This is a genomic window from Cellvibrio sp. ARAG 10.3, from assembly GCF_051846955.1.
GTDB lineage: Bacteria > Pseudomonadota > Gammaproteobacteria > Pseudomonadales > Cellvibrionaceae > Cellvibrio.
Genome location: NZ_JBPYCU010000007.1, coordinates 184,009 through 208,778 on the forward strand (window position 1 = coordinate 184,009; position 24,770 = coordinate 208,778).

At 52.0% G+C, this 24,770-nt stretch carries 17 protein-coding genes; 15 read left to right on the plus strand and 2 right to left on the minus strand.

Annotation, left to right across the window (positions count from 1 at the left end):
• Positions 1–171 precede the first annotated feature (171 nt).
• On the minus strand, positions 172–801 hold the full coding sequence (locus tag ACSV5M_RS11255; protein ID WP_439176289.1) for an outer membrane beta-barrel domain-containing protein: 630 nt from the start codon (positions 799–801) through the stop codon (positions 172–174).
• A 610-nt stretch (positions 802–1,411) separates the two neighbouring features.
• Here ACSV5M_RS11255 and ACSV5M_RS11260 point away from each other — a divergent pair.
• The 13 genes from ACSV5M_RS11260 (at position 1,412) to ACSV5M_RS11320 (ending at position 18,741) form a co-directional block, all read left to right on the plus strand.
• On the plus strand, positions 1,412–2,044 hold the full coding sequence (locus tag ACSV5M_RS11260; protein ID WP_439176290.1) for an AraC family transcriptional regulator: 633 nt from the start codon (positions 1,412–1,414) through the stop codon (positions 2,042–2,044).
• Between the two features lie 4 nt (positions 2,045–2,048).
• Positions 2,049–3,830: a hypothetical protein gene (locus ACSV5M_RS11265; RefSeq protein WP_439176291.1), complete on the plus strand. Its 1,782-nt coding sequence runs from the start codon at positions 2,049–2,051 to the stop codon at positions 3,828–3,830.
• Positions 3,830–6,679 (plus strand): tetratricopeptide repeat protein, encoded by a 2,850-nt coding sequence (locus ACSV5M_RS11270; protein WP_439176292.1) that lies wholly within the window; start codon positions 3,830–3,832, stop codon positions 6,677–6,679. Before ACSV5M_RS11265 ends, ACSV5M_RS11270 begins: the two co-directional genes overlap by 1 nt.
• A complete protein-coding gene (locus tag ACSV5M_RS11275; protein ID WP_439176293.1) occupies positions 6,666–7,421 on the plus strand; it encodes a tetratricopeptide repeat protein in 756 nt (251 codons plus the stop codon). The genes ACSV5M_RS11270 and ACSV5M_RS11275 overlap by 14 nt, the downstream gene beginning before the upstream one ends.
• A gap of 22 nt (positions 7,422–7,443) precedes the next feature.
• Positions 7,444–7,740: a hypothetical protein gene (locus ACSV5M_RS11280; protein ID WP_439176294.1), complete on the plus strand. Its 297-nt coding sequence runs from the start codon at positions 7,444–7,446 to the stop codon at positions 7,738–7,740.
• Between the two features lie 22 nt (positions 7,741–7,762).
• On the plus strand, positions 7,763–8,509 hold the full coding sequence (locus ACSV5M_RS11285) for a MotA/TolQ/ExbB proton channel family protein (protein ID WP_439176295.1): 747 nt from the start codon (positions 7,763–7,765) through the stop codon (positions 8,507–8,509).
• A 4-nt stretch (positions 8,510–8,513) separates the two neighbouring features.
• Positions 8,514–9,017 carry an ExbD/TolR family protein gene (locus tag ACSV5M_RS11290; protein ID WP_439176296.1) on the plus strand — a complete coding sequence of 168 codons (504 nt, stop codon included), beginning with the start codon at positions 8,514–8,516 and terminating at the stop codon, positions 9,015–9,017.
• Between the two features lie 17 nt (positions 9,018–9,034).
• On the plus strand, positions 9,035–9,583 hold the full coding sequence (locus tag ACSV5M_RS11295) for an ExbD/TolR family protein (RefSeq protein WP_439176297.1): 549 nt from the start codon (positions 9,035–9,037) through the stop codon (positions 9,581–9,583).
• 1 nt (position 9,584) lies between these two features.
• Positions 9,585–10,586, plus strand: a complete 1,002-nt coding sequence (locus ACSV5M_RS11300; RefSeq protein ID WP_439176298.1) for an AgmX/PglI C-terminal domain-containing protein — start codon at positions 9,585–9,587, stop codon at positions 10,584–10,586.
• A gap of 620 nt (positions 10,587–11,206) precedes the next feature.
• Positions 11,207–14,776, plus strand: a complete 3,570-nt coding sequence (locus ACSV5M_RS11305; RefSeq protein WP_439176299.1) for a PKD domain-containing protein — start codon at positions 11,207–11,209, stop codon at positions 14,774–14,776.
• 136 nt (positions 14,777–14,912) lie between these two features.
• On the plus strand, positions 14,913–17,270 hold the full coding sequence (locus tag ACSV5M_RS11310; protein WP_439176300.1) for a DNA polymerase II: 2,358 nt from the start codon (positions 14,913–14,915) through the stop codon (positions 17,268–17,270).
• Positions 17,271–17,345: 75 nt separating this feature from the next.
• A complete protein-coding gene (locus tag ACSV5M_RS11315; protein ID WP_439176301.1) occupies positions 17,346–17,765 on the plus strand; it encodes an SMI1/KNR4 family protein in 420 nt (139 codons plus the stop codon).
• A gap of 133 nt (positions 17,766–17,898) precedes the next feature.
• Complete coding sequence (locus ACSV5M_RS11320) at positions 17,899–18,741, plus strand: 3-keto-disaccharide hydrolase (protein WP_439176302.1); 843 nt, start codon at positions 17,899–17,901, stop codon at positions 18,739–18,741.
• Between the two features lie 214 nt (positions 18,742–18,955).
• Here the strand turns inward: ACSV5M_RS11320 and ACSV5M_RS11325 are convergent, their stop codons facing one another.
• The gene (locus ACSV5M_RS11325) at positions 18,956–22,423 is read right to left on the minus strand and encodes a HEAT repeat domain-containing protein (RefSeq protein WP_439176303.1); all 3,468 of its coding nucleotides are present in this window, start codon (positions 22,421–22,423) and stop codon (positions 18,956–18,958) included.
• Between the two features lie 291 nt (positions 22,424–22,714).
• On the opposite strand from ACSV5M_RS11325, the gene ACSV5M_RS11330 reads away from it, so the two are divergent.
• Positions 22,715–23,491: a lytic transglycosylase domain-containing protein gene (locus ACSV5M_RS11330; protein WP_439176304.1), complete on the plus strand. Its 777-nt coding sequence runs from the start codon at positions 22,715–22,717 to the stop codon at positions 23,489–23,491.
• Between the two features lie 101 nt (positions 23,492–23,592).
• Positions 23,593–24,639, plus strand: coding sequence for a hypothetical protein (locus tag ACSV5M_RS11335; protein WP_439176305.1), 1,047 nt, complete (start codon positions 23,593–23,595; stop codon positions 24,637–24,639).
• Positions 24,640–24,770 lie beyond the last annotated feature (131 nt).

Here is a 24,770-nt window from a genome sequence, read left to right on the forward strand (position 1 = left end):
CTTTAGGTCTTTTGGTGGTGCTTCGTAGCCCGCTTGTCATTAGGACTTTTGTTTCGAAATCGCATAAATACATCCATGTAGCTCCCTCAAGTCGTCCTTGACTTGAGGGTTTCGAAACAAAAGTCCTAACGCCAAGCTCTTTTAGTGCAGCAATCGGTAATTAAGTAATAATTAAAACAAAGCATTTACACCAATCAGCATCTCGGTGTTATTCGTCTTCTTGCTATCACCCAAAAATTCCCGATCAACGATGGTGTCGCGCAGGTCCAGGTTGATCGTCATCCAGTCGGTCACAACGGCGCGGTAGCTTGCTCCAATGACCATGCCGGTTTTGTCGTTGCCGGCAAAGCTCACGTCGGCGACGCCGGCGAGCAAATAAATAGCAGAGTTAAATTTGTGGCGTTTGCCTAAAAAAGATCGGCCGTCCAGCAGGTTGTAGCCGGCGAGCAGGTTTATGTATTCGAAATCATATTCATCGTCTGCCAGGAAGTTACCACCGGCGACTTCTTCAAAGGCGGCTTTTCCGACGGTCGATATACCGTAGTTGGCTTGGGCAATAAATTTACGATTGATATGATAGGTAAAGGAAACGCCGGTCACCGGGTTGGTGTTGAAGTCTTCTACGGATAGCAAACCTACATAAGCGCCCAGCTCGAATTTTTCAGTATCAATGGCGGCGACCTGGATGGTTGGCATGCTCTTGTCGGGTTCAATGACCGTTACGGGTTTGTCATTGCCGTAGGTGTAGGCGGTAGTCCCCAAGCTTAAAAGGCAAGCCAAAATCTTGACGGAGCGTGACATCTTCTTTTTCTCGCGGGTAAGATGGAACGAAGAGAGGATATGTCGCGAATGCTTATCGGTGGCCGTGAATCGGACGGAGCGCATATCCAATGTTGCCGCTAACTATACCTGAATTTGCACCTGAATGAACAATCTGATGGTGTTAGTTGGATCGCATAATTAGCAGATTATCGCGCTGTGGTGCAGGGTTTGCTCGGGGTTGCTCAGGATGGGCGGCGGCGGTGCGATGGTCTTCGACCAATAAGCGGTTGCTGAATAAATTGGTGTAGCAACGCTTTGTTGTCGGTTTTTTCAAGTGCTTCATGAAGGCGCTTTTTTGGTATTGCGTCACAATATTTTTTTGATCAAGTTAAATATCAGTCTGCGACACAGCTTCTGTTTTCGTCTTTTGCCTTCGTGAGTAATTCACATCTCCCCGCGAGTGTTTTTTCATCATCCCTGCTCGGCAGGCGACCATGGTTTTGGTGATTAGTTCATAAAATCCAAATACCAAGTGTGACTGGCGTTTGAGTTTTTAAAAAATCATCAGGCCTGATCTGTTTTATCTCGTATATTGGATATTTGGTGCCAAACCCTGGTTTGTATAGTGGATGAAATGGGTAAACGACTTATGGCCAACACATCTCTGGTAAGAAGAATATCAACGGGTTGTCTTGTGGCGGTGCTGATATATATATCGCTGCCGACACTGGCTGCAGAACAGCCGATAGAACCCAAGTGGACTGAGACGGTTGCAGGAAAAAAGACCGACACCACCAGTGAGAACGACTCGGCGGCTACTCAGGATGCGAGTATCGAGGTCAATAGAGTCTCGAAGAATATTCAACAACTGAAGCAGCAGGTTATTGATCTCAATAAAGATTTGCGCTTGATGGAGGAAAAATTACTCTTCCCGTCCAGCACCAAATATTCCGTTTTTGTTTCCATGAGCTCCGGACAGTTCTTTTCGCTTGAGAGCATCAAGTTAAAGCTGGATGGCAAGTTGGTGGCTACGCACATCTATTCCGAGAAACAGCGCCAGGCATTGATACGTGGCGGCATACACAAATTTTATATTACGAATTTGAATGAAGGCCAACATACGGCAACGATATTTTTTACCGGTGTAGGCCCTAACGGCCGCGCATATAAACGTGCCTCGACCATTGATTTTGAAAAGGGTCCGGCTGGGGAGTATCTGGAAGTCGCCATCAGCGATGACAGTGTTACACAAGAACCAGTCTTTGGAATCAAACAGTGGTAATCCCATGTTGCGTAAGGTTGTAGTCACTCGTTTTTATAAGCAAGGGCAACAGCTAATTGCTGTGGCCAGGTTGGTGTTATGTGTGGTGTTGCCGGTTGTAAGTCTGCCTGCATTTGCAGCCATCTCCGTCAATAAATCCACGACAGACCTTGAGTATGGCGTGATTCTGTTGGATTATTTTCAGCAGGATTATTTTTCGGCGTTGATTGAGCAGGAGTATGCTCAGGCGATCAATAATACTACCGCTAAAAGTCCTCGCGGTCAGGTGCTCAAGGGCGGCATGATGCTGTCTTACGGCATGGCTGACGAAGCCAAGCGCATGTTTGATACCTTGCTGGATTCTGCGGCGCCTGAAGAAGTTAAAAACCGGGCTTGGTTTTACCTGGCTAAACTTTTCTACAGCAAGTCAGATGTAATGAACGCGCGGGAATCCCTGGCGCAAATTCGCGGCAAGATGCCCGATGACCTGCATACGGACTACCACTATCTGGCTACCCTGCTGAACCACACAGGCAATCACCTGGGTGATAGCGAGAATAAATTCAAAGCAGTTTCGAAGGAAAATCCCTATTTCCCCTACTTGTTATTCAACATGGCCATCTTGCAACTGAAAGATAACAAGTTGGAAGCGGCGGTAGGCAATCTAGAGGCGGTGACGAAGTATTCTGGCGTAAGCGAGGAGCTCTCCCTCTTGTCAGATCGTGCCCGGCACGGCTTGGCGGAACTGGCGTTGCAGCACGGTAATTTGATGCAAGCCTGGCTTTATCTGAAAGATATCCGTACCACCGGTTTATATTCCAATCGTGCATTGTTGTCTTACGCCTGGGCCGCAATCAACCTGAAACAATACCGGCAGGCGATCCCCGCCCTTGAGCTATTAAACGAACGCTCCATTGCCATACCGGAAGTGCAGGAAGCCAAGGTATTGCTGGCGCACGTCTATGAACAGGAAGGTGCGCCGCGCAAAGCCCTTAAACGCAACCTCATTGCTGAAAAAGAATTCCATGAGGGTGTTGAGATGATCGCGGAAGCGCGTCGGGTTATTGAAAAGCAGGATGTTCCGCGCGAATTTATCAAGAACCTGGATGCCATGATGGACGACAGTGATTGGTATAGCACACGCCCCTCGGTGGATTACCAAAAATTGACCCCTTTTCTGATTGACTTGATGGCGAGCCATCCTTTCCATGAAACCCTGCGCGAGCTGGCCGACCTCTATGCAATTGAGGCGAACCTCAAGTACTGGTCCATTCAAGCCAATGAGCATCTGTTGATTCTTGAAAACGCCAATAAAAAGAAAAATTTTGATGCATCTGTTCTGGAGCTGGTTAAGACCAGTGCCGAATTAAATGAGCAATTTGCCGACCAGAATACGGAGCTGCGTTTACATTCCCTGGCGCTCAATGAACAAGATCAGGATCGCCTTAAGGCATTGATTGAAACCACTGAGCGGGAATTGAAATTATTGGATGGCAAGGTCGCCAAGTTGAAAGATTACAAACGGCCCTATGAACAGCCTGCGTACTACAAAAAGATGGTTGCCGAAAAACACCGCGAGATTGAGCGGCAATTGGCAGAGACTGAAAAGTTTGTCCAGAGCTTTGAAACCATCATGCGCGGCCTGGTCAAGGTGGAGCTGGATAAACACGAAGAACGTATGCGCTACTACGCAGCGCAATCCAAACTGGCCAAGGCCCGTTTGTACGATATGACACTGCTATCGCTTGAAAAAGCAAAATCCACAGTACAAGACGATGTAGGTGCGGACGCACAGGGGGATGAATAATGAAAACGGTAAAAACCTGGGTACCCTTGATCGGCATTCTGGTGCTGTCGCTCGGTTGCGCTTCCAATAAGAGCAATACCTTGGGCGCACTGAAATACACCCCACAGGAAAAAGAAGAAGAGATTAAATTCCAGAAGCTCAATCACCAGGAGGTGAGGGCAGAGTACAAGGAGCTGTTGGATCTGTTTGAAGACAAACAGCTGAAAGAGCAGATCGAGCGACGCATTGCAGACGTCTATATGATGGAAGGGGTCTACGATCAGAATCAGCAGGCACAGCGCCAGAGCTATTACGTTGATGCGATCAAAGCCTATCGCAACATTCTGGATAAGTACCCGGATTCGCCTGACAACGCTGAAGTGCTTTATCAATTGGCGAAAGCCTATGATATGGAAGGCGACCAGGACGAAGCCCTGAAGATGCTGACCCAGTTGACCGCACGCCATCCAACCTATCCCAACATTGCAGAAGCCTATTTCCGCAAAGGTGATATCCACTTCAATAATCAGGATTATCGGCACGCAGAACAATCCTACCTTGCTGTCACCAAACTGGATAAAAGCAAATTAGCGATTAATGCGCACTACATGCTGGGTTGGGCTTATTACAAGCAAACCGAATACAACAAGAGTGTTGATGCGTTTACCTATGTGCTCGATCAATTGCTGGTTAACCAGTCGTCGATTGAAAACCTGGGCAAGGCTGAGAAGCCATTGGTGAAGGACACATTGCACTCCATGACCTTGGCGCTCGACCGGATTGGCGGTGCAGAATCTATCGCCTCCTTGCAATCCATTGCAACGAAAAGCTATGTCTGGATGATCTATGAAGACATTGGTGAGCATTATCTGGAAAAAGAGCTTTATGAAGACTCGGCCAACGCCTTCAGATTATTTGTCAGCAATCATCGTCACGCCGCGCAGGCGCCTATGCTGCATGAGAAGCTGATCAACACCTATATCAAGGGTGGTTTCCCACGTAAGGCGCTGGATGAAAAAGAGGCCTACGTTAATGCCTACGGTTTGCATTCGGATTACCAGGGCAACCGTGGTGGTATGCCGGAGAATGTGAGCCGGTCGATTAAAGTTTATCTTGATGAGTTGGCGCGTCATTATTACAACGAAGGTCAGGATTACCAGAAGTTGGTGGCGGAGCTTTCGGACAAGAAAAACCGCGATGACAAAGAGATTGCTGAAAAGTCCGTCCTTTCTATTGCGTCATTTGATCGCGCTGCCGACTTTTACCAACAGTACGTCGCAACCTTTCCCAATGATGAGCGCATCGACGAAATTTACTTCCTGAAAGCGGAAGCCTTATTTCTGGCCAAGCGTTATGCAGAGGCTGTGGCTGATTATGAACGCGTAGCCTACCGGCCCAAAGGCAAGAGTGCCGAGAAACACGCGGCCAATGCCGGTTATGCTGCGATCATTTCCTATCAAAAACACATTGATACACTGCGGGTGGATAGCCAGGACGTGAAAAAGTGGCAAGCCCAGGCGGTGGAAAGCAGTTTGCAGTTTGCCAAAACCTTCCACACCGATAGCCGGTCACCGATGGTGTTGACCAACGCGGCGGAGTATCTGTTTAGCCTGAATCAGTATCAGCGCGCCCTGGAAGTGTCTGGGAACCTGATTGCTAACAATCCGCAACTGGATAAAACCCTGAAGAAAACCGCATACGGCATCATTGCCCACTCGCATTTCAAGTTGGGTGATTACCAGAGCGCGGAAAATAATTACCTGAGCCAGCGCGAACTGGTAGACCGGACCAGTGAAGAATACACCCAGATTTCCGAGCGTCTGGCCGCTGCTATCTACAAGAAATCGGAAGGTATTGTCGACAGCGGAGAAAAAGAAGCGGCTATTACACAGTTGCTGAAGATCAAGACCCTGACTCCAAACTCTACCGTGCGGGTTACCGCGCAATTCGATGCGGCCAGCATGTTGCTGGAGCTTGAGCAATGGGACCGCGCGATTACCGAATTGAAAGAGCTGGCCGCACTGTATCCGGAGCATGAGTTGGCAGTGGAATTCCCGCGCAAACTGTCGTTTGCCTACGAGAAAAATGAAAACTGGGCCCTGGCCGCTGAAAGTTATCTGGGGCTGAGTGAAAAAGATCCCGATGCAGAAGTTCGTCGGGAGGCCTTGTTCCTGGCTGCCACAATGTTTGAGAAAAACAAGAACTACGCCACATCAATCGAACACTTTAAGCGCTACGATGCTACCTACGAAAAACCCTTTACTTCCCGGATGGAAGCGCGCTACCACCTGGCGACCCAGTACGAGAAGTTAGGCGATACAGAAAAGCAATTATTTTGGCTAAAGCGTTTAATCGAGGGCGACCAGAAAGCGGGCCCTCAACGCACGGATCGCAGCCGATGGCTTGGGGCGTGGGCAAACATTAAATACGGGGATTACTACGCGGCTGAATTTTCATCGCACAAGCTTTATCTACCTTTGGTGAAAAGCTTACCCGCTAAAAACAAATCTCTGGAAAGTGCCATCAAACAATATCAGTCATCAGCTGATTACGGCATTCTGGAATTTGTCACCATGTCCAGCTTCAAGATTGCGAACCTGTACCAGCAGTTTGCTACGGAGTTACGGGCGTCACCCAAACCGGCCGGGTTATCGCCGGACGAGCAAACTATTTACGCGGAAATTATTGAAGAGCAGGCAGTGCCTTTCGATGGTCTAGCCATTGAGTTGCACCAGGCCAATATTGACCGCGCTTGGGAAGGTAAATTTAACGAGTGGATCGACCGGAGTTTTGCCGAGATGATGAAGCTGAATCCGGCAAGATATAACAAGACGGAAATTATGGTGAGTTACGGCGATGAAATACGTTAATGTAATTGCATACACGCTGCTGGCAGGCAGTATTCTGATCGGGGCTGGTTGCGCGACAACCTCTGGCTCAAAAATTGGGCTCGTGGTGGATAAAAACCAGGAAGCGACTCTGGTGTCTACTCTGGAATACCTGCCGGTACCCAAGACCGATGACGCTGGCGCATATCTGCCCTATGAGCCGAGCGAGAATCCTTATCTTGCGCAACGGGGCAAGATAAAACAGGAATCGATTGTTAAATATATCGATGCCAAGCGAGCACTGAAGCAGAAAAATTATCGCCACGCCGAGCAACTGTTCAAAACCCTGTCCGAAGAGGATAAAAACTTATCCGGGCCATGGATCGGATTGGGCGATGTCGCGCTTGAGCAAAAACAATATGATCAAGCGGTAACACATTACGCAAAGGCTATAGAACTCAACAGCAAAAATGTAAATGCCTATATGCGTCTGGCCAAGGCGCAACGCTTGCAGGGTAACTTTCTGCATGCGCAAAACACCTATGCCAAGTCCCTCGCTCTGTGGCCCGATTTCCCGGAAGCACACCTGAACCTCGCTGTGCTCTATGACATCTATTTGAACCATCCATTGCGCGCCCAAAAACATATGGAGGCATACCAGTTTCTCACCAATGGTGAAAACAAGGATGTCGCCAGGTGGTTAGCGGAGATCCAGCAGCGCACGGGTGTTCCTATCAGTCTGGTCGTGGAAAAGCAAAAAGCTGAATCCAAACCATTATCCTGAAACGCTGTAAAGAAACTTACTTATGAAAAAGTTATTGATCATCGCCGTGCTTCTTGCGCCCCAAGTCTGGGCTGAAGAAGCTCCGAAAAGCGCTGACCCAACGATCCTGTTGGAATCCACCTTTATCGGTGACAAGGAACAACCGGCGATCAGTTATTTTATTCCGTGGAAAGGAAATACCACGCCGGATAAATTGCAGTGGAATATGGAAAGTAAGCACGACCAGACGCTGCAGATTGTCGACCGGGATGTTTTGCTTAATTCGATGAATATTTACAACGAAATGAATCTGGAAGGCACAACCGGTTCAGCAGATTAATTGTTAACAGAGAGAAATTATCATGAACGATTTATACAATATGGTAACCAGCTTCCTTCAGGACGGTGGATTTTTTATGTATCCAATCGCTCTGGTATTAGCGCTTGGATTGGCAATTAGTCTGGAGCGGTGGGTTTATCTGACTCGCGAGCGTATTCGCAATGTCAAAGCCTTTGACAGTTTCCTGCCGTTGCTGCGTACTACGGACATGGAAAAGATGCAGATGTACTCGCGCGAGAACACTGCGCCGGTTACCCGCATCATTGCCTGCGGCCTGGACATGATGAAAGTATCCAAGCAGCGCGCGGATATTGAAAATGCCATGAACGAAGGCATGCTGGAAACCATGCCGCGCCTGGAAAAACGTGTAGGCTACCTGGCTGTATTGGCGAATATCGCCACGTTGTTGGGTCTTCTGGGCACCATTATCGGTTTGATCAGCGCTTTTACCGCCGTTGCCAATGCAAACCCGGCTGAAAAATCACAATTGTTGTCCATGTCAATCTCGGTAGCGATGAACACCACCGCCTTCGGCTTGATTGCTGCAATTCCGTTATTGGTGTTGCATGCGGTGTTGCAAAACAAAATTGCCGCGATTGTTACCAGTATTCAAATGTCCGCGGTGAAATTCCTCAATATTATGACGCTGCACCGCTTGATTGAAGCCGGTACTCCGCGTCCACAGGAAACCCTGATTGTTCCGGCACAACAAGCTCCGGCTCCCGCTGCTGATGTGTTGCCCGCCGGTGCGGTATTAAGTCAGGCCTGATGCCATGAACCATAAATTCCAGTACAAGAGCGCTGACGACGCCGAGCTCGAAATCACCTCGTTTATGAGTTTGATGATCGTGTTGGTGCCCGTATTGTTGCTCAGTATGACGTTTACCCAAATCACCGTGCTGGATGTCAAACTGCCGGAATTGACTGGCGGCCCGGCGGTGAGCCAGACAGAACAATCGCAATTGGAAATTCGCATTGCCGATGACGGTTTCAAGGTGTTTTACCCTGAAAATGTATTGGTCAAGGAAATTCCGCTGGCAGAAACTGAAGAGGGCGTTGCATACGACTATGTACAGCTCTCGCAGGTGATACAGGAGGTCAAGCGTCAACTGCCGGAAAAACGCGATGTGTTGGTATTGTCTGAGCCGAACATTGATTACCAAAATCTGGTGTTCACCATGGATGCTGTCAAGTCATACAAGACTGTTGTGGCAACCAGTGTGGTGGAGATTGAACTCTTCCCGGAGATTTCTCTGGGGGATTCCAAAAAAAAATGATGTGAGTTGATGACAAAATGATTGGATCAACTATTTTTTACACCAAACCCAAGGCCTCCATTGTGCCCAAGTTAAATCTTGTGGCACTGATGGACATCTTCACGATTCTGGTGTTCTTCCTGCTGCTCAATTCCGGCGAAAGCCAGAAGATTGAGAACGCCAAGTTTATCGACCTGCCGGATTCCATTTCGGGTACCACGCCGCACAACGAATTATTCATCATGATTGATGAAGATAAAATCTGGATCGGTGAGCAGGCCGTGGCAGATGTTGCCGAGGTAATGAAAGCACCGGATAAACCCATTGAGGGTTTAACCCGGGTGTTGGCGGCGCACAAGGAATCCCTGGGTGAGTTGACGGGCTATGAAAAGCACAATGGTTTACCGGTCACGATCCTGGGGGATAAAACCGTTTCTTACACTCTGTTGAAGAGTGTGATGGCGACGTGCCAGGGCAGTGATTTCCGCGAAATTTCCCTGGCTGTCAATCAGGTTGTGACAACGCCTGATGCCGCGGGCGTTGCAACCCGCGCCACTGTTAATACTTCTTCTAAGGTCGGAGGTTAACATGTCTGCCAGTATTCAGCCGTTCACTGCTCAGTCTCTTGCTGTTCAGCCGTTCGCGCTTGAGCTTCAGCTGCCCTGGCATGCGGACGAAGAGCGTGAAAAGGCGTTTAAGAATATTCTGAAGAAAGTTCTTATTCCTTTATTGATCCTGTTTTTACTGGTTCCCTGGCTGAGTCAGATTGAGCAGGAATACATACCCGATGAGACGCGGGTGGAGACGGTCATCCTGCTTGATCCCCCCAAACCCGTGCCGCCGCCACCGCCGCCGCCGGTTGTGCAGGAAAAACCCAAGCCGGTACCCGTGGAGCCGCCCAAAGTAGCTGAACCGAAACCGGCGCCTACACCCAAGGTAGATGATCGCCCCAAGGCGGTTGCAAAAGCACCGACGGTAGACACCAAAACATCGATTGCAAAATCACAAGGATTGGCGGAGTTGTCCAGCCAATTAAAATCTCTGCGTGGTTCTGTTGACGTGGCGAAGATGCAAAATAAAAACGTGTCTACCAATACTGGTGGTACCGTCGCCGCGAGTGATCGCTCGGTCCTGGGTGCGGATAACATTGTCAGGAAAAGCGAAGGCATAGTGGTTAACGAAGAAGTCATGAAGGGCGAGTTGGTTGCCCTGGCGGAGCATCAATCCACTGAAGTGGAAGGTGTTGTCGGCGGCGATTCCAATATCGGCAGCCAGTACAGCCACCTGTCCGGTCAGTCGGGCCAGCGCGATATGGAAAGTATTCGTCGTACACTGGAGCAAACAAAAAGCAGTGTTTACACGTTGTACCAACGAGCGTTACTGGATCACCCGGAACTTGCGGGCAAGTTCACATTTTCAATTGTGATCGAACCGAATGGCACCATCTCCAATTTAAAACTGGTGGTTAGTGAGCTGGGTATTACGGAGTTGGAGAACAGTATCCTTGCACGCATCAAGCAAGTGAATTTCGGTGCGAAGGATGTATCGCCGACGGTGATTGAGTATAAGTTCGTTTTCTTGCCGAGCTGACGGATTTAATCGCACTACAACAACGCCCTCAATCAATGCGCTTGATGAGGGCGTTGTCGTTTGCGCTACCAGTAAATCCAGTTGGCTATATACGCAAAAGCCGAAATTTTTATAAGTTCACGATTCAAGCATTTCGATTAGTTCTTGATGCCGACGCATGATTCATTTATCGGTGAGCAGACCCTTGCCAAGGCAGGACAAACCGTTAAAAAAATTCTGCAATAAACAAATGGCCGGATTCTTCCCTTGCGTCACATCACGGAAAAACTGTAAGGAAGTCCGATACCCACCAGTGTTTAAGTTCACAAAAAATTAAACCGGAATAACCTGATAAATGGATTTTATGGCAATTGTGATCCTGTACCTTTTTCCTTCATCCGCTACTGGCAACATGTCAGTGTCCAAAAAAATCCCGCGGACAAAAGTTGTTGTACCTGTTGGTCAATAACCTGTTCCCGGGAAATACTAAATCCTTTTTAAAGGATATTCATTGCTTGACTTGGGGTACTGCTGACAGCACTACCATCCCTGCTTTGCGGTTTTCCCGTAATCCAATGCAACAACAAATTATCATGGTGCTGAAAATGTCTTGGCTAATCAAATCATGTCGAAAATCACTTGTGTTTTTTGTCACGCCTTTGATTTTGGTAGCTTGTGGAGGTGGTGGCGGTAGTGGCGGTGGGGCCTCATCAGAAAGCCTCGGCCTGTCGCAAGACACGCCTTTTGTCTACGTTGAACGCAACCTCGCTAAAGATAGCCAGGCCAGCAAAGAGCGCTTCAAGCTCTCGCTGAGCGGGAAGGAGAGAGCACCGCTGGATCTCGAATCCCCCTACCAATTCCGTCCCGGTGCCAAATTGATGAGTCGTTCCAGCCTGGATGTCGACGCTATCGACACAGAAGTGCTGGCCGAGTATTTCGGTTCAACTGCCTATGATGTTAAAGACCTGAACGTTTCGGCAGATGGCAAGCGGCTGGTGTTCGCGGCCCACGGTCCGGCAAACCATCCTACCGATTACACCTGGAACATTTACGAATACAGTTTTGCAAGCAAAACGGTTCGCCGCATCATCAAAACGCACTCTCTGGCTAACGCAGGTCAGGACACCAATCCGACGTATGCGTTGGATGGAACCATCGTCTTTTCTTCGGATCGGTCTGCCGGCAACCCGAACAGTCCGATCGATAATATTGTCGATGAAGACCAGGTCGAGAATTGCTACAAGGTTGGCCCCAGCGAAAAACCTTCCCTGCTGCATTCCATGACTAGCCAGGGCGAAAATATCCTGCAGCTGACCTATGGTAGAAACCACGATACCAAGCCAACAACCTTGAAAGATGGACGTATTGCGTTTATCCGTTGGTCGCGCAGCTACGACTTAATTCAGGGGTGTCCGCTGGATAACAGTGCGGCTTCAACAGAATTTGAAAACATCTTTGATGCGCAATATCCCAAAGGTCTGGATATGCCGCCGGAATGGTCTCACGAAGCACTGTGTGCCTTGGCGCAACCCACTCCGCTGGGCAAAGTCGTCGCCAGCAACCATTACACCATCCTGCGCATTACCGCAGACGGCGAAGAATTGCAGCAGTTGTACAAGACAGTCACCCTGAAAGGTTCTGATGAAAGTTTTATCGAGCTTGATCAAATTGTGCAGGCGGAAAATGGCCATTTGGTGGCAGTGATTCATCACAAATATAACGCGTTCATGGGTGGCAATATTCTGGAATTGCAATCTCCGGACAGCCCTGAGCCCAACAAAGTCTTTGGCAATATTGCACCGCGCCCGTTAGTCAATGGCAGTGTCGACCTTTACCCCAACCAGTACTCGCTGAATGGTTGGTACAGCGCTGTATGGCCGTATCGTGATGGTACCGAACGGATGTTGGTGAGCTGGTCGCAATGTTCGGCGGTGAACGGCGGCGTCAATTCTTTCTGTAAGGAAGAAGGCACGCAAGGACAAGTCAACAGCCAATACGGCATCTGGGTTATCGACAATAAAAAGGATACCCGCTTGCCGATTGTTCGCGCGCGCAAAGATATGGTGTACAGCGATATCGCCGTGGCTCAACCCCATCGCGGCCTGGATTTGCCCTACCACGCGTACAATGCCAATTTTGTTGATGACCTGGATACCAGCCGATTGATTTGTAATGACCCGGGTGTTGATCCAGTTGATCCAGTTGATCCGGTCGATCCAGTTGATCCAGTTGATCCAGTTGATCCAGTAGACCCGGTTGATCCGGTCGATCCGGTAGACCCAGTTGATCCAGTTGATCCAGTTGACCCAGTAGACCCGGTTGATCCGGTAGACCCAGTTGATCCAGTAGACCCGGTTGATCCGGTAGACCCAGTTGATCCAGTAGACCCGGTTGATCCAGTTGATCCAGTCGATCCAGTGGACCCGGTTGATCCTGAAAACACACCACCGGTAGCGAATGCCGGCCCGGATCAGCAAGCTTATATCGGCAACACCCTGACCCTGGATGGTTCGGGCAGTAGCGATGCCGATGGCGATAGCCTGATTTACCAATGGACTATCATCAGCCCGGAAAACAGTGTGGCCACTATCTTCAATCCGACCGCAGTCATGCCGACGATCACCATTGAAGAGCACGGCGTTTATGTTATCCAGCTGATTGTTAATGATGGCGAGGACCACAGCGCACCGGACACTGTTCAACTGGTGGTTGGCAATATGAAACCTGTCGCCAACGCTGGCCCGGACCGCACCGGCATCCTGGGTAATGAGCTGCAATTGAATGGTTCCGCCAGTACCGACGCCGATGGTGATGAACTGACTTACCAATGGCGCGTTGCCAATGCTCCGGCAGGCAGCATTGCCGGCCTGGTGAACAGTACCAGTGTCACACCCTCTATCACACCGGATCTGCACGGTCTTTACACCATTGAACTGGTGGTGAACGACGGGCGTTCGGCCAGTGATCCGGACAGCATGACCATTGATACCCGCAACACCCGCCCGGTAGCCAATGCCGGCCCGGATCAATCCGTGTTTGTCGGCAAGCTTGCGTTAGCCAGTGGTGAAGCCAGCTCGGATGCGGATGGTGATCCCTTGACTTATTCCTGGAGCGTGTTGAGCCGGCCGCAGGGCAGCAGTTCCCAACTCATCAATCCGACCGAAGAAATCACCGAGTTGGACATCGATGTACCGGGTAGCTATGTATTGCAGCTGATTGTTAACGATGGTTATGAAAACAGCGAGCCGGACACGGTGATCCTGACGACGACCAACGTTCGTCCGATTGCTGAAGCGGGCGCTAACCAGAACGTCACCGTGGGTGACCGCATTGAACTGGATGGTTCCGCCAGCCACGATCCGGATGGCGACTCACTCAGCTATCGCTGGAGCCTGACCGGTAAGCCACAAGGTAGCACCGTGAGCCTGCAAGCGGCGGACAGTGCAGCGCCGCATTTCATCGCGGATGTTGATGGAACCTATATAGCGCAACTGATTGTGAGCGACGGTCAACTGGACAGCCTGCCGGATACTGTCACCATCAAGGCGCAGCAACCGGTTTGTGATATCTCCAGTGAAACCCGTCGCACGATTCCGGTGATCATTCGCGATTTCAAACCGTCACATCCTGATTTTGAATACACGATTGGTGAAGATTACGGCATCGTGAAGAAGACGCTGGGCGCTGATGGCAAACCGGTTTATGCCCGCAGTTCCGGCGGTACCCGCACCACGACCGGCGCAGCCAACTTTAACCAGTGGTATCGCGATGTAAGCGGTGTGAATATCCGCATCCCTTACGAGTTGCAGATGACCCGTCGTGAAGGAAGCACTGTCTGGAGTTATTCGGACGATACCTTCTTCCCGATTGATGGCCTGGGTTATGGCAACATGCCGAAGCCGGCACCGGACCATAACTATCACTTCACCCTGGAAGCGCACCTGGAGTTTGATTATGAAGGTGGCGAGCACTTTACCTTCCGCGGTGACGATGACCTGTTTGTGTTCATCAACGGCAAGTTGGCGATTGATATCGGTGGTGTCCACGGCGTGATTGAGCGTCGTATCGATCTCGACGAGCGTGCTGCCGAACTGGGCATTGAGAAAGGTAAAACCTACTCGTTTGACCTGTTCTTCGCCGAGCGTCATACCGTTGAGTCCAACTTCATGTTCCAGACCAACATCAATCTGGAGTGTGTGCCCGGACGCTAAACACACGTAAGTAAAAAAAGGCCGGATGGCGTTGTCATCCGGCCTTTTTTATTTTCAGGTGGCGTTTTTCCAGCGTTGATTTGCCAAACTTCAGTTATGGCTGTATAAATAGCCAGCTTTTCTGAGGTCCCTGCCTATGCCCGAAGCCTTCCTGCTAACCCGTCAATGGCGCGACACCCGCGAAGGGGTGCTGCTCGATTTTTGGTGGGCGACGGAACAAGGGCCGTGTTGGACCCAAACGCTGGGGCAGGAGGTGGTATTTTTTATCGCGCGTGCCGATGCATCCCGGGCCGAACAGGTGTTGCGCAATTTACGCCAGTGGCGCAGTGCTGATGTAGACCTCAAAACATTTCGTGATCAACCGGTCAACGCCTTGTATTTTCGCAGCCATCGTACGGCGCGCGATGCCCAACAATTATTGGATCGCGCGGGCATTCATTATTGGGAAGCCGACATCCGTCCGCCGGAACGCTATCTGATGGAACGTTTTGTCACGGCTGCTGCGCAACTGACTTTTTCCGAGCCATCAGTTCCTGCCGACAAACCGCAACGCAATCCACGTATTATGCCCTCCGATTATCGCCCCGCGTTGCGCATGGTGTCTTTGGATATCGAAACCTCTATGGATGCCCGGCAACTTTATTCCATCGCTGTCTGGGCTGAGACAGAGCAGCGCATTTTTATGGTGGGCGAAGGTCCGCCAATGGAGAATTTGATTTATTGCAGCGACGCTAAACAGTGTCTGCAAACGTTTTTCCAATGGCTTGCGGACCATGATCCGGATATCTTGATTGGCTGGAATCTGGTGCAGTTCGATCTCTGGGTACTGGAGACCTTGTGTCAACGGGAGGGCATTGCGTTAGCACTGGGACGCGGTGGGCAGTCTATCCATTGGCGACAGGAAGAGGGCGAAGGCGGTCGGCGCTACATCACCATGCCAGGGCGTGTTGCCCTCGACGGTATCGAATTATTAAAGGCGGCCAATTATCGCTTCGACAGTTATTCCCTACAGAACGTCGGTGAGACTTTGTTAGGTGAAGGAAAGTTATTGCAAGGGCCGGGGCGCGGCGAGGAAATTACAGAGCTGTTTCTGACCGATAAGCCCGCGCTGGCCGCCTATAACCTGCGCGATTGTGAATTAGTCTGGCTGATCTTTGCCGATCAAAAGCTGTTGCACTTTGCGGTGGAGCGCAGCCAGCTGACGGGGCTGTTACTGGACCGTAGCGGTGGTTCCGTAGCCGCATTTGAGTACTCTTATTTGCCGCGTTTGCATCGGCGCGGCTACATCGCGCCCAATCTTGGTGAGCTCGAATCGGACATCGTCAGCCCTGGCGGCTACGTGATGAATTCACAGCCGGGTATCTACGACAATGTGTTGGTGCTGGATTTTAAAAGCCTGTATCCCAGCATCATGCGCACGTTTTTAATTGACCCTTGTGCTTTCTGGTTGGCGCAACATCAATCGCTGTCAGCCGACCAGGTCGTACCGGGTTTTAATGGCGCCTGCTTTGCGCGGGAAGGGCATATTCTGCCCCAGGTTATTGAGCATTTGTCGACGGCGCGCGATAAAGCCAAGGCCGAAAAAAACGCGCCGCTGTCCCACGCCATCAAGATTATTATGAATTCTTTTTACGGTGTGCTGGGTTCAACCGGTTGCCGTTTTTTTGATCCGCGTATCAGCAGCTCCATCACATTACGCGGACACGATATTATTCAGCGCAGCCGTGACTGGATTGAACACCAGGGCTACACGGTGATCTATGGCGATACCGATTCGTTGTTTGTGTGGCTCGAAAATCACAGCGCGGACGCAACACCGAAATCATCCGGTGAATGCCAACAAATCGGTGCACGGCTGGCGCGGGAGTTAAATACCTGGTGGCAAAGAACCATCGCGGATGAATTTCATTTGCCCTGCGCCCTGGAGATCCAATTCGAAACCCATTACCTGCGTTTTCTTATGCCCACCATGCGCGGCTCTGACCTCGGAACCAAAAAACGCTACGCCGGTGTGGTGGACAAAAACGGTAAACGGGAACTGGTGTTCAAGGGGCTGGAAAATGTTCGCACTGACTGGACTCAATTAGCACGCGAATTTCAGATGGCACTCTACGCCAGGATTTTTGCTGGAGAAGATTATCGGGATTTTGTTCGTGCAACGACGCAAGCCGTGCTGGCGGGTGAGCGGGATGCAGAATTAATTTATCGCAAGCGCCTGCGTCGCCAGCTGCACGAATACCAAAAAAATGTACCGCCCCATGTGCAAGCCGCGCGTAAATTACAGCAGTGGACCGGCGAGCGGCTGCGGCGCGGCGACTGGATCGAATATGTCATCACCACCAATGGTGCCGAGCCGGTGACAGCGCAACAAAGCCCTCTGGATTACCAGCATTACGTCGACAAGCAATTAACGCCGGTGGCGGATACGATTTTGCATTTTGTCGAGCAGTCCCTGGCGGAGCTGGTGGACAGCCAACTGACGTTATTCAAGTGATCGCGCCGCCGCTTGTGTATCACTGGCGAGGCGTTTAGCATCCCGACATTATTTACCCCACATTATTGACTGACTGTGAGAACGGATATGGAAGCGGAAGAGATTATCGACATGCTGCGCGACAGCAATCAGCCTGTACCCGTGCCCCTGGATTTACCGGACGAGGATGTGCTGGTGGAAGTAGAAGAGCAAATCCTGTTGCCGATTCCTCGCGATATGCGGACTTATCTACTCGAAGCCAGTGATGTGATTTATGGCTCACTCGAACCGGTCACGGCGGCTGATCCGTATTCCCACACCTATCTGCCGGAAGTGGCTGCGGTGGCCTGGTCACTGGGTGTGCCCCGTTATCTGGTGCCCTTGTGCGAGGACAACGGCAGCTACTATTGCGTCGAGCCGGAAGGTGAGGTGGTGTTGTGGCGTGACGGCGACCTGACGGATGAAACCTGGCCGTCGGTGTGGCATTGGATTCACGATGTGTGGCTGGAGAGTTGAGTGCTGTTCTCCAAGCCACAGATCATCAATCGCATTGCTCATATTTATCGTATATTTTTGTTAATCCCCTGCCAGAAGCTGCTCTTTTCGGGTAAGTTTGACCATAAGATAACAACCCATAAGAGAGTAAAACATGCGCTTACACCATCTGGCTGTCCTGGCCGCCGTCACCTTTACCACCGCGTGCAGTGCCACCGATCCCGTCGCCCAAACCCCGCGTGAAAATCCGGACGAAAAAGTCTGGGTTGACCTGTTTAATGGCCGCGACCTCAACGACTGGACCGTCAAGATCAACGGTTATCCGGCGGGCGAAAATGCCTTTAACACCTTCCGCGTGCAAGACGGCATCATGCAGGCCCGTTACGACGAATACAGTGAATTCGGTAATCATTTTGGCCATATCTTCTACAACGGCGGCCCTTACTCCCATTACATCCTGCAAGTGGAATATCGCTTTGTCGGAGAACAGGTTAAAGGCGGTCCGGCCTGGGCCTGGCGCAATAACGGCATCATGTACCACGCTCAATCGCCGCTGGAGATGGGTGTTAACCAGGATTTTCCGTCGTGTATTGAGTACCAGCTGCTCGGCGGCGACGGCGAGAAGCCGCGCACCACGGCCAACCTTTGTACGCCTGGAACCCATGTGGTTATCGACGGTGAGCTGCGCACCGATCATTGCATCGTCTCGACCAGTAAGACTTACCACGGTGACCAATGGGTGACGGTGGAGCTGCATGTGGAGGGCAATAAACTGGCCCAGCACATCATTGATGGTGAAGTGGTCATGGAATACAGCGGTATGCAACTGGACGACGGCACGCCGCGCGACAGTGGTTATATCGCGTTTCAGGCGGAAACTCACCCCACGGATATCCGGTCGGTGCGTATGTTGAATCTGGAGGGGTGTATGGATGAGAAGGCGAGTAACTACAAGTCTTATCTGGTGAAACACGATCCTAAGGCTTGTCGTTATTAAGGTGGCGGGTTATTGGTGCCACAATACGTTTTGGAAGGGGAGAGAGCGTTTCGAAAACGCGGTGAATACGTCCCTGTAGCTCCCTCACGTCGTCCCTGACGTGAGGGTTTCGAAACGCTCTCTCCCCTTCCAAAACTCACATTGATTCAGGCGAATAGATATAGGCAGTTAACACCCTGAATTCATCGTGGATTTAGGGTGTTTAATTAACAGGTTAATGCTTCTCCGCTTCTTCCTCTTCTCCCGTCAAGGTCACCAGATACGCTACCAGGTCACGCAGTTGCGCGCGGTCCAGTAAGTAGCCCATGGGTGGCATGCCTGATACGCCCGGTTCGATCTTGCTGATATCGGCTTTTGCCAGTTGATGGGTTTTGTCTGCCGCGACCAGGGTGATCTTCGTTGCGGTTTCTGCTTCAAAGAAGCCTTCGATGCGGTCGCCGTTGGGCATAACCGCAGTGATACGGCCAAAACCGGGGGCGATGCGGGCGCCTGGCGCTACCATGGCTTCTAACAGTTGCTCGCGGGTCAAGGTGTTGCCGATCTTGGTTAACACTGGTCCGACCATAGTGCCGCGATGTCCGACCATATGGCAGCGTACACACTGGGCGGCGCTGTTGTAGCGGAACAGATCCTGGCCGGCTTGCACGTTGCCGCCGAGTAGGGCTTCACGGTATTTTTCCAGAGGATTATTGGGGTCTTTGCGGCTTTCGTAATCTGCCAGCAATGTTTTCAGCTCGGCGGTACCGGCTTTTTCGGCGGCAGTAATGACTTCCAGTTGCACTGCTGGCTCAATCTTGCCGTTAATCAGCGCTTGTACTTTTTCTGCCAGCACCTGGTGTGCTTCCGGCGCGTCGACATTGGCGAGGGAGATGAAGGCTGCCTGTTGTTCTCCGACGCTACCCGTGTCCAGCAGGATGCGGTGCATTTCGACGACGTCTTTAACCGGCAGGTCCAGGGTGGGCAATAGGCTTAGGGCGGCCATGCGCACGTCCTGGTCTTTGTCGTTCATGGCGGCAAAGACGGCATCGCCCATGGCTTCATACTGGAGTTTTTGCAGGTTGTTCAATGCTGCGATGCGCACGCGTGGGCTCGTGTCCTGACGCATTACCTGATTCAGTTGTATCAGGGCTTCGGTAAAACTCAGGTCGCCCAGGGCAAAGACAGTGGCTTCCCGTACGGCCGGGGCGTTATCCGCCAACAGGGCGGGGTAGGCCGCTCGCAGGGCGGTGCGTGCGTCGTCAGCGTTGTTTTTGATGGCACCGCGATATTGGCCGGTTACGCGATCAAAGGTGGAGGTTTCAGCCCACACACCCACTGCTTTTACTGCTTCGGCGCGCAGGTCGCCCGCGCTTTTGGATTGGGCGAAGTTCACCAGGCGCTTGGCGGCGTCGGGCGTACCGACATAGAGGTTGGCGTTGATGGCGCGGCGCACCAAGGGCTCGTTGGTAATGCGGGTTTGCTCAAGCATGCGCGCCAGGGCTGGCAAGGCGGGCTTTACAAACTCGTCATCATTGATGGCACGCGCCGCGTTGGTGACGACAAACTCACTCTTGTCACTCAGGAATTGTTCCAGTGCCGGGCTTTGTAAACGGCGCAAAGCCACCACCGCTGCAATCCGCACGGCTTCTGAGGGATGACTGGCCAGTGCCGCCAGGGCGGCCTCATCGCCAATACGGCCCAAGGCAATAGCACCGGCCTGACGCAGGTAAATATCGCGATCATCGTTGGCGGCCAGCATGGCCACCAGCGGTGCTACGGCATTATCAGCGCCGATACGGCCCAGAGCCTGGGCGGCAAAAAATACGGTACGGGGATTATCATCAGACAGTGCCTTGATCAGCAGATCAGTGGCTTTGGCATAGGCCACATCGCCGAGCAGGCGCGCCGCCTGGGCGCGGATTTCCGGGTCGTTATCGCTCAGCAGCGCGACCAGCGGTTCGGCGTGAGCCTGATCCTGGCGCGCCAGTTGACCCAGTCCCCACATGCCGTGGATGCGTGCCAGTTGATGTTCCCGTTGTTCAATCGCAGCCAGCAGGGCAGGTACCGCCTGGCGTTCGGCCAACTCAAACTGGGCTTTCTGACGCACCCGCATATCAGGATGTTGCAGCAGTGTCACCAACTGCTCGGGCGTGAGCGGGCTGAAATCCTCGGCCAATTTAGCCTGGGTATCCCGGCGTTGTTCACTGCCGGTCTCGGCGGGTTTATCCAGCTTCCAGATACGACCCTTGCCATTGCGGCCCCAGCCCTCAATCCAGTCGCTCATGTAGAGTGCGCCGTCCGGACCGAAATCGAGGCCGGTGCCCTGGACGCCACGGAATACCTTTTTATCGCTGGCAAGCTTGAATGATGCACCGTCCTGTTCGAGGGTGAAGGCATTGATGCCGGAGCGGGGCGCCGAGCCCACAAACTCCACCACAAAGAAATGATCCTGCCATTCTTCACCCAAGGCTGTCCCGGGGTTGTAGACCATTCCGGCAGGCCCGGCATGATAGGGTGCCACGGGCGGCAGGAGATGCGCGGCCTGGCCTTTGAAATGGGGTTTGTAGTAACTCTCGTCCATCCACACTTTGTAGGTGTTGTTTTTGGGATCTTTGTATTTGCCTAACTGCCAGTTGATCCGCCAGCCACTGTCCGAGCCGTCAATCAAATAAGCCAGGCGCTCGTACTCGCCTTCGTGGTCGCCATCGTTGTCCACGGTGATCAGGTTGCCGTATTTATCAAAGGTGAATTCGTGGGTGTTGCGCAAGCCGTGGGCGAAGACTTCAAAATTGGAGCCATCCGGCTCGCTACGGACAATGACGCCCTGGTCGGGGTAGTGCCAGCGCTTACCGGATGCATCGGTGGAGCTCATACCGATATCGCCGATGCCGTAATAGATGCGTCCATCCGGGCCGACTGTCATACCCGACATGCCATGGCCGCTGAAACCGATATGGATGGAAAAGCCATCAGCCAGGGATGTCGTTGTGTCTGCTGCGCCGTCGCCATCAGTATCTTTCGCTTGCCAGGCGCCAGGGCCCACGGCAAGAAACACTTCATCGCGGTGGTTGTGATACTCAATACCCCCCAGCACGTCGGTGACCTCTTCGCTGAAGTCACGCAAGAATACCTGGGAGCGGTCTGCGCGGCCATCGCCGGTGGTGTCTTCTACCATCAGGACTTCTTCTTTCTCTACTGCCAGGTCGCGCCAGTCGTGAGAGCCGTCTTTGTTGCGGTCCGGCAGCCAGGTGTTTTGCTGGCTCTTTTCCGGCGCCAGCTCAGTGCGCAGGAACTGGCGGCGATCCTCCAGGGTGCGGAAGGCTACTGCGGGAAATTCCCACTGTGGGTAGCCGCGAATATCAAATTCGGAATTGTTGCTGCGGTTGGTAACCGCTACCCAGATGCGATTCCGGTTATCCACGCTGATCGCGACCGGGTCGCCCAGGAGCTTTTCAGAGGCCCAGAGCTGTGCTTCGAGGCCCTCTGCCGGTACCAGATTGACCTGTTGATTGATACTGGCAGCGGTTTTTTGTGCCTCATCGTCGGTTACCTGGCGAATTTCCAGCGCCACTTTCGAGCTGGCGCTGCTGGTTGTTTTCCCCGCTGGTGGTGCGTCTGGCGCTTCGGGTGAACAGGCAGAGATCAATAATAGGGGTAACAGCAAGGTGGATGATGAACGAATCAGGGAATTGGTTTTTTTCATGGACATCTTCACAAGAGAGTTAGTTATTGTGTGGTTATCTTATTTATATGGATTAAAGCCGGAAGAAGTATAAGTGAATGGCTGCCACTCGCGTTGAGCCTAGACATTACTTAACAAAAACTCACGCCAGCTTCTGGCAGGTAGGGACGTATGAGAACCAGATCTCACTCCTGGATTCGGCTGCGGTTGCCGGACTGGAGACTTGGGTGCCATGCGCTACACTAACAGTTACCCGCGTTGACAGCGCACCTGCAGCTATCAGACGACGTTTCTCTGGAATACATTTGCACCGTGAATACCTCACTTTTGTCCGCCCGCCTCGCCGGGTGGCTCGCTGGATCAGTCGCCCTGTTTTTGGCATCCGTCAGTGATGCCCAGACGGTCTATGCGCAAACGCATCACGAAGTGGGTCAGGTTGATAACGCGGCTTCTCCACCCAAACCCAATAGCTTCAGCGACGGTAAGGCAGAGAAAGCGAAGCCGAACCTCAGGGTCTACAAATACAACAAGGATGGCGTGGTCTCGTTCTCCGACCGGGCACCAATGAGCACCCGCTACGAGGTCGTCACCTATAGCTGCTTCGCCTGTAACCCCGCTTCAAAGGTGGATTGGTACTCCATCAAACTGAACACCCACGCCTACACTTATCCGATCGACGCGGCGGCCCGTAAACACGCAGTGGACCCGGCTCTGGTCAGGGCAGTCATCCATGCAGAGTCGGCGTTTCGTGAAAGCGTTATCTCGCGTAAAGGCGCGGTGGGTTTGATGCAGTTAATGCCGGCAACAGCGCGGGATATGGGGGTGAAGGACTCGCTATCGCCCACTCAGAATATCCATGGCGGAGTGAAATATCTGGCCTACCTGCTAAAACTCTATGGCGGCAATGTAACCCTCGCCTCGGCGGCCTACAATGCCGGCCCTGGAGCGGTGAAGCGTCACGACGGGATACCGCCTTACGCCGAAACCGAAGCTTACGTTAAACGCGTGCGCATCCTGCACAAGCGCTACCAGGACGCCCTGGCAGAGGTCGATGTCGCCAAAGCCTCTCACCAGGCAAGTAATCTTTGATACCCGAACACCACTCTTTATTTAAATTTAAACGCCAACCCGTCTAAACTTTGCACAATCTTTGCCGCTATCCGGGTAATACCCGTAGAGGAGCTGCGCGAATGATTGTCACCCATGCCGCCATTGCTATGGCCAGTCACCATCAGTACCAGGAAAACCATGAGGTTGAAGAGCGTCTGGTTATCCAACCTGCCGCAACCGATACCGCTACAGCCCCACCGAATCCACCCCCAGCAGTGAATATTTCGCCCCATGGCTTTTCTCTTAACCTCCTGGCCTCCCAGGTGAACCGGCAACGGCTCGACCTGAATACCGCCATGGATGCCCAATCGCGCGTCAACCTCCTGATCCTGAAGATGATGTTTGAAAAAGTGATGGGGCGCCCCTTGAACCTGATGGCGCCCGATGAGCTGACGCAGGAGGGGCGGGCAGTATCTATGTCGCTGGGTACGACGATGCCACCACCCGCGAGCAGTACAAGTGCAAGCCTTGTTTATGAGCGACACGAGGTCTATCGGGAGTCCGAACGGCTGATGTTCCAGGCAACCGGGGTTATAGAAACCGCCGACGGCCGCCGCATCCATTTTGGCACTAGCCTGGGTATGTCACGCGAGTATTACGAAGCATCCAGTCTGGTTATTCGCCAAGGGCAGGTGGCCAGCATCGACCCGTTGGTACTTAATTTTGATGGCAAGGGGGCTGCCTTATCGCAAACCCGATTTGCCTTTGACCTGGACGGTGACGGCACCAAAGACCAGATCGCCATTCTCAGCCCAGGCAGCGGTTTTCTGGCACTGGATCGCAACGGTGATGGCATCATCAACGACGGCAGCGAACTCTTCGGCCCCACCTCCGGGCGCGGCTTTGACGAGTTGGCTAAGTACGATGAAGACAATAATCAGTTCATCGATGAAGCCGACAGCATCTATTCCCGCTTGCGCATCTGGTTAATGAACGAAGACGGCTCCAGTCAATTGGTCGGGCTGGGCGAGAAAGGCGTAGGGGCCATTTACCTCGGCCATGTCACCAGCGCGTTTCAATTAAGGGATCAGCAAAACCGATCACTGGGAGAGGTAGTTAATAGTGGTATTTATCTGACGGAGGCGGGGGAGGTTGGAACTGTGCAGGAGATTAATCTGACGGTGTGAGTTGAACGCCGCTTAATAAGCTCGATGAGGCATGACAAGGTACTTTGTAGTGCGTTCGTCATTAGGGCATGTGTTTCAAAAACGCATAAATACATCCCTGTAGCTCCCTCAAGTCGTCCATGACTTGAGGG

Bases quoted from the DNA above. Each gene is read 5' to 3' on its own strand.
- ACSV5M_RS11295 (WP_439176297.1), top strand. From the start codon at position 9,035: ATGATTGGATCAACTATTTTTTACACCAAACCCAAGGCCTCCATTGTG.
- ACSV5M_RS11335 (WP_439176305.1), top strand. From the start codon at position 23,593: ATGATTGTCACCCATGCCGCCATTGCTATGGCCAGTCACCATCAGTAC.
- ACSV5M_RS11260 (WP_439176290.1), top strand. From the start codon at position 1,412: ATGGCCAACACATCTCTGGTAAGAAGAATATCAACGGGTTGTCTTGTG.
- ACSV5M_RS11275 (WP_439176293.1), top strand. From the start codon at position 6,666: ATGAAATACGTTAATGTAATTGCATACACGCTGCTGGCAGGCAGTATT.
- ACSV5M_RS11300 (WP_439176298.1), top strand. From the start codon at position 9,585: ATGTCTGCCAGTATTCAGCCGTTCACTGCTCAGTCTCTTGCTGTTCAG.
- ACSV5M_RS11265 (WP_439176291.1), top strand. From the start codon at position 2,049: ATGTTGCGTAAGGTTGTAGTCACTCGTTTTTATAAGCAAGGGCAACAG.
- ACSV5M_RS11320 (WP_439176302.1), top strand. From the start codon at position 17,899: ATGCGCTTACACCATCTGGCTGTCCTGGCCGCCGTCACCTTTACCACC.
- ACSV5M_RS11285 (WP_439176295.1), top strand. From the start codon at position 7,763: ATGAACGATTTATACAATATGGTAACCAGCTTCCTTCAGGACGGTGGA.
- ACSV5M_RS11280 (WP_439176294.1), top strand. From the start codon at position 7,444: ATGAAAAAGTTATTGATCATCGCCGTGCTTCTTGCGCCCCAAGTCTGG.
- ACSV5M_RS11310 (WP_439176300.1), top strand. From the start codon at position 14,913: ATGCCCGAAGCCTTCCTGCTAACCCGTCAATGGCGCGACACCCGCGAA.
- ACSV5M_RS11290 (WP_439176296.1), top strand. From the start codon at position 8,514: ATGAACCATAAATTCCAGTACAAGAGCGCTGACGACGCCGAGCTCGAA.
- ACSV5M_RS11325 (WP_439176303.1), bottom strand. From the start codon at position 22,423: ATGAAAAAAACCAATTCCCTGATTCGTTCATCATCCACCTTGCTGTTA.
- ACSV5M_RS11255 (WP_439176289.1), bottom strand. From the start codon at position 801: ATGTCACGCTCCGTCAAGATTTTGGCTTGCCTTTTAAGCTTGGGGACT.
- ACSV5M_RS11270 (WP_439176292.1), top strand. From the start codon at position 3,830: ATGAAAACGGTAAAAACCTGGGTACCCTTGATCGGCATTCTGGTGCTG.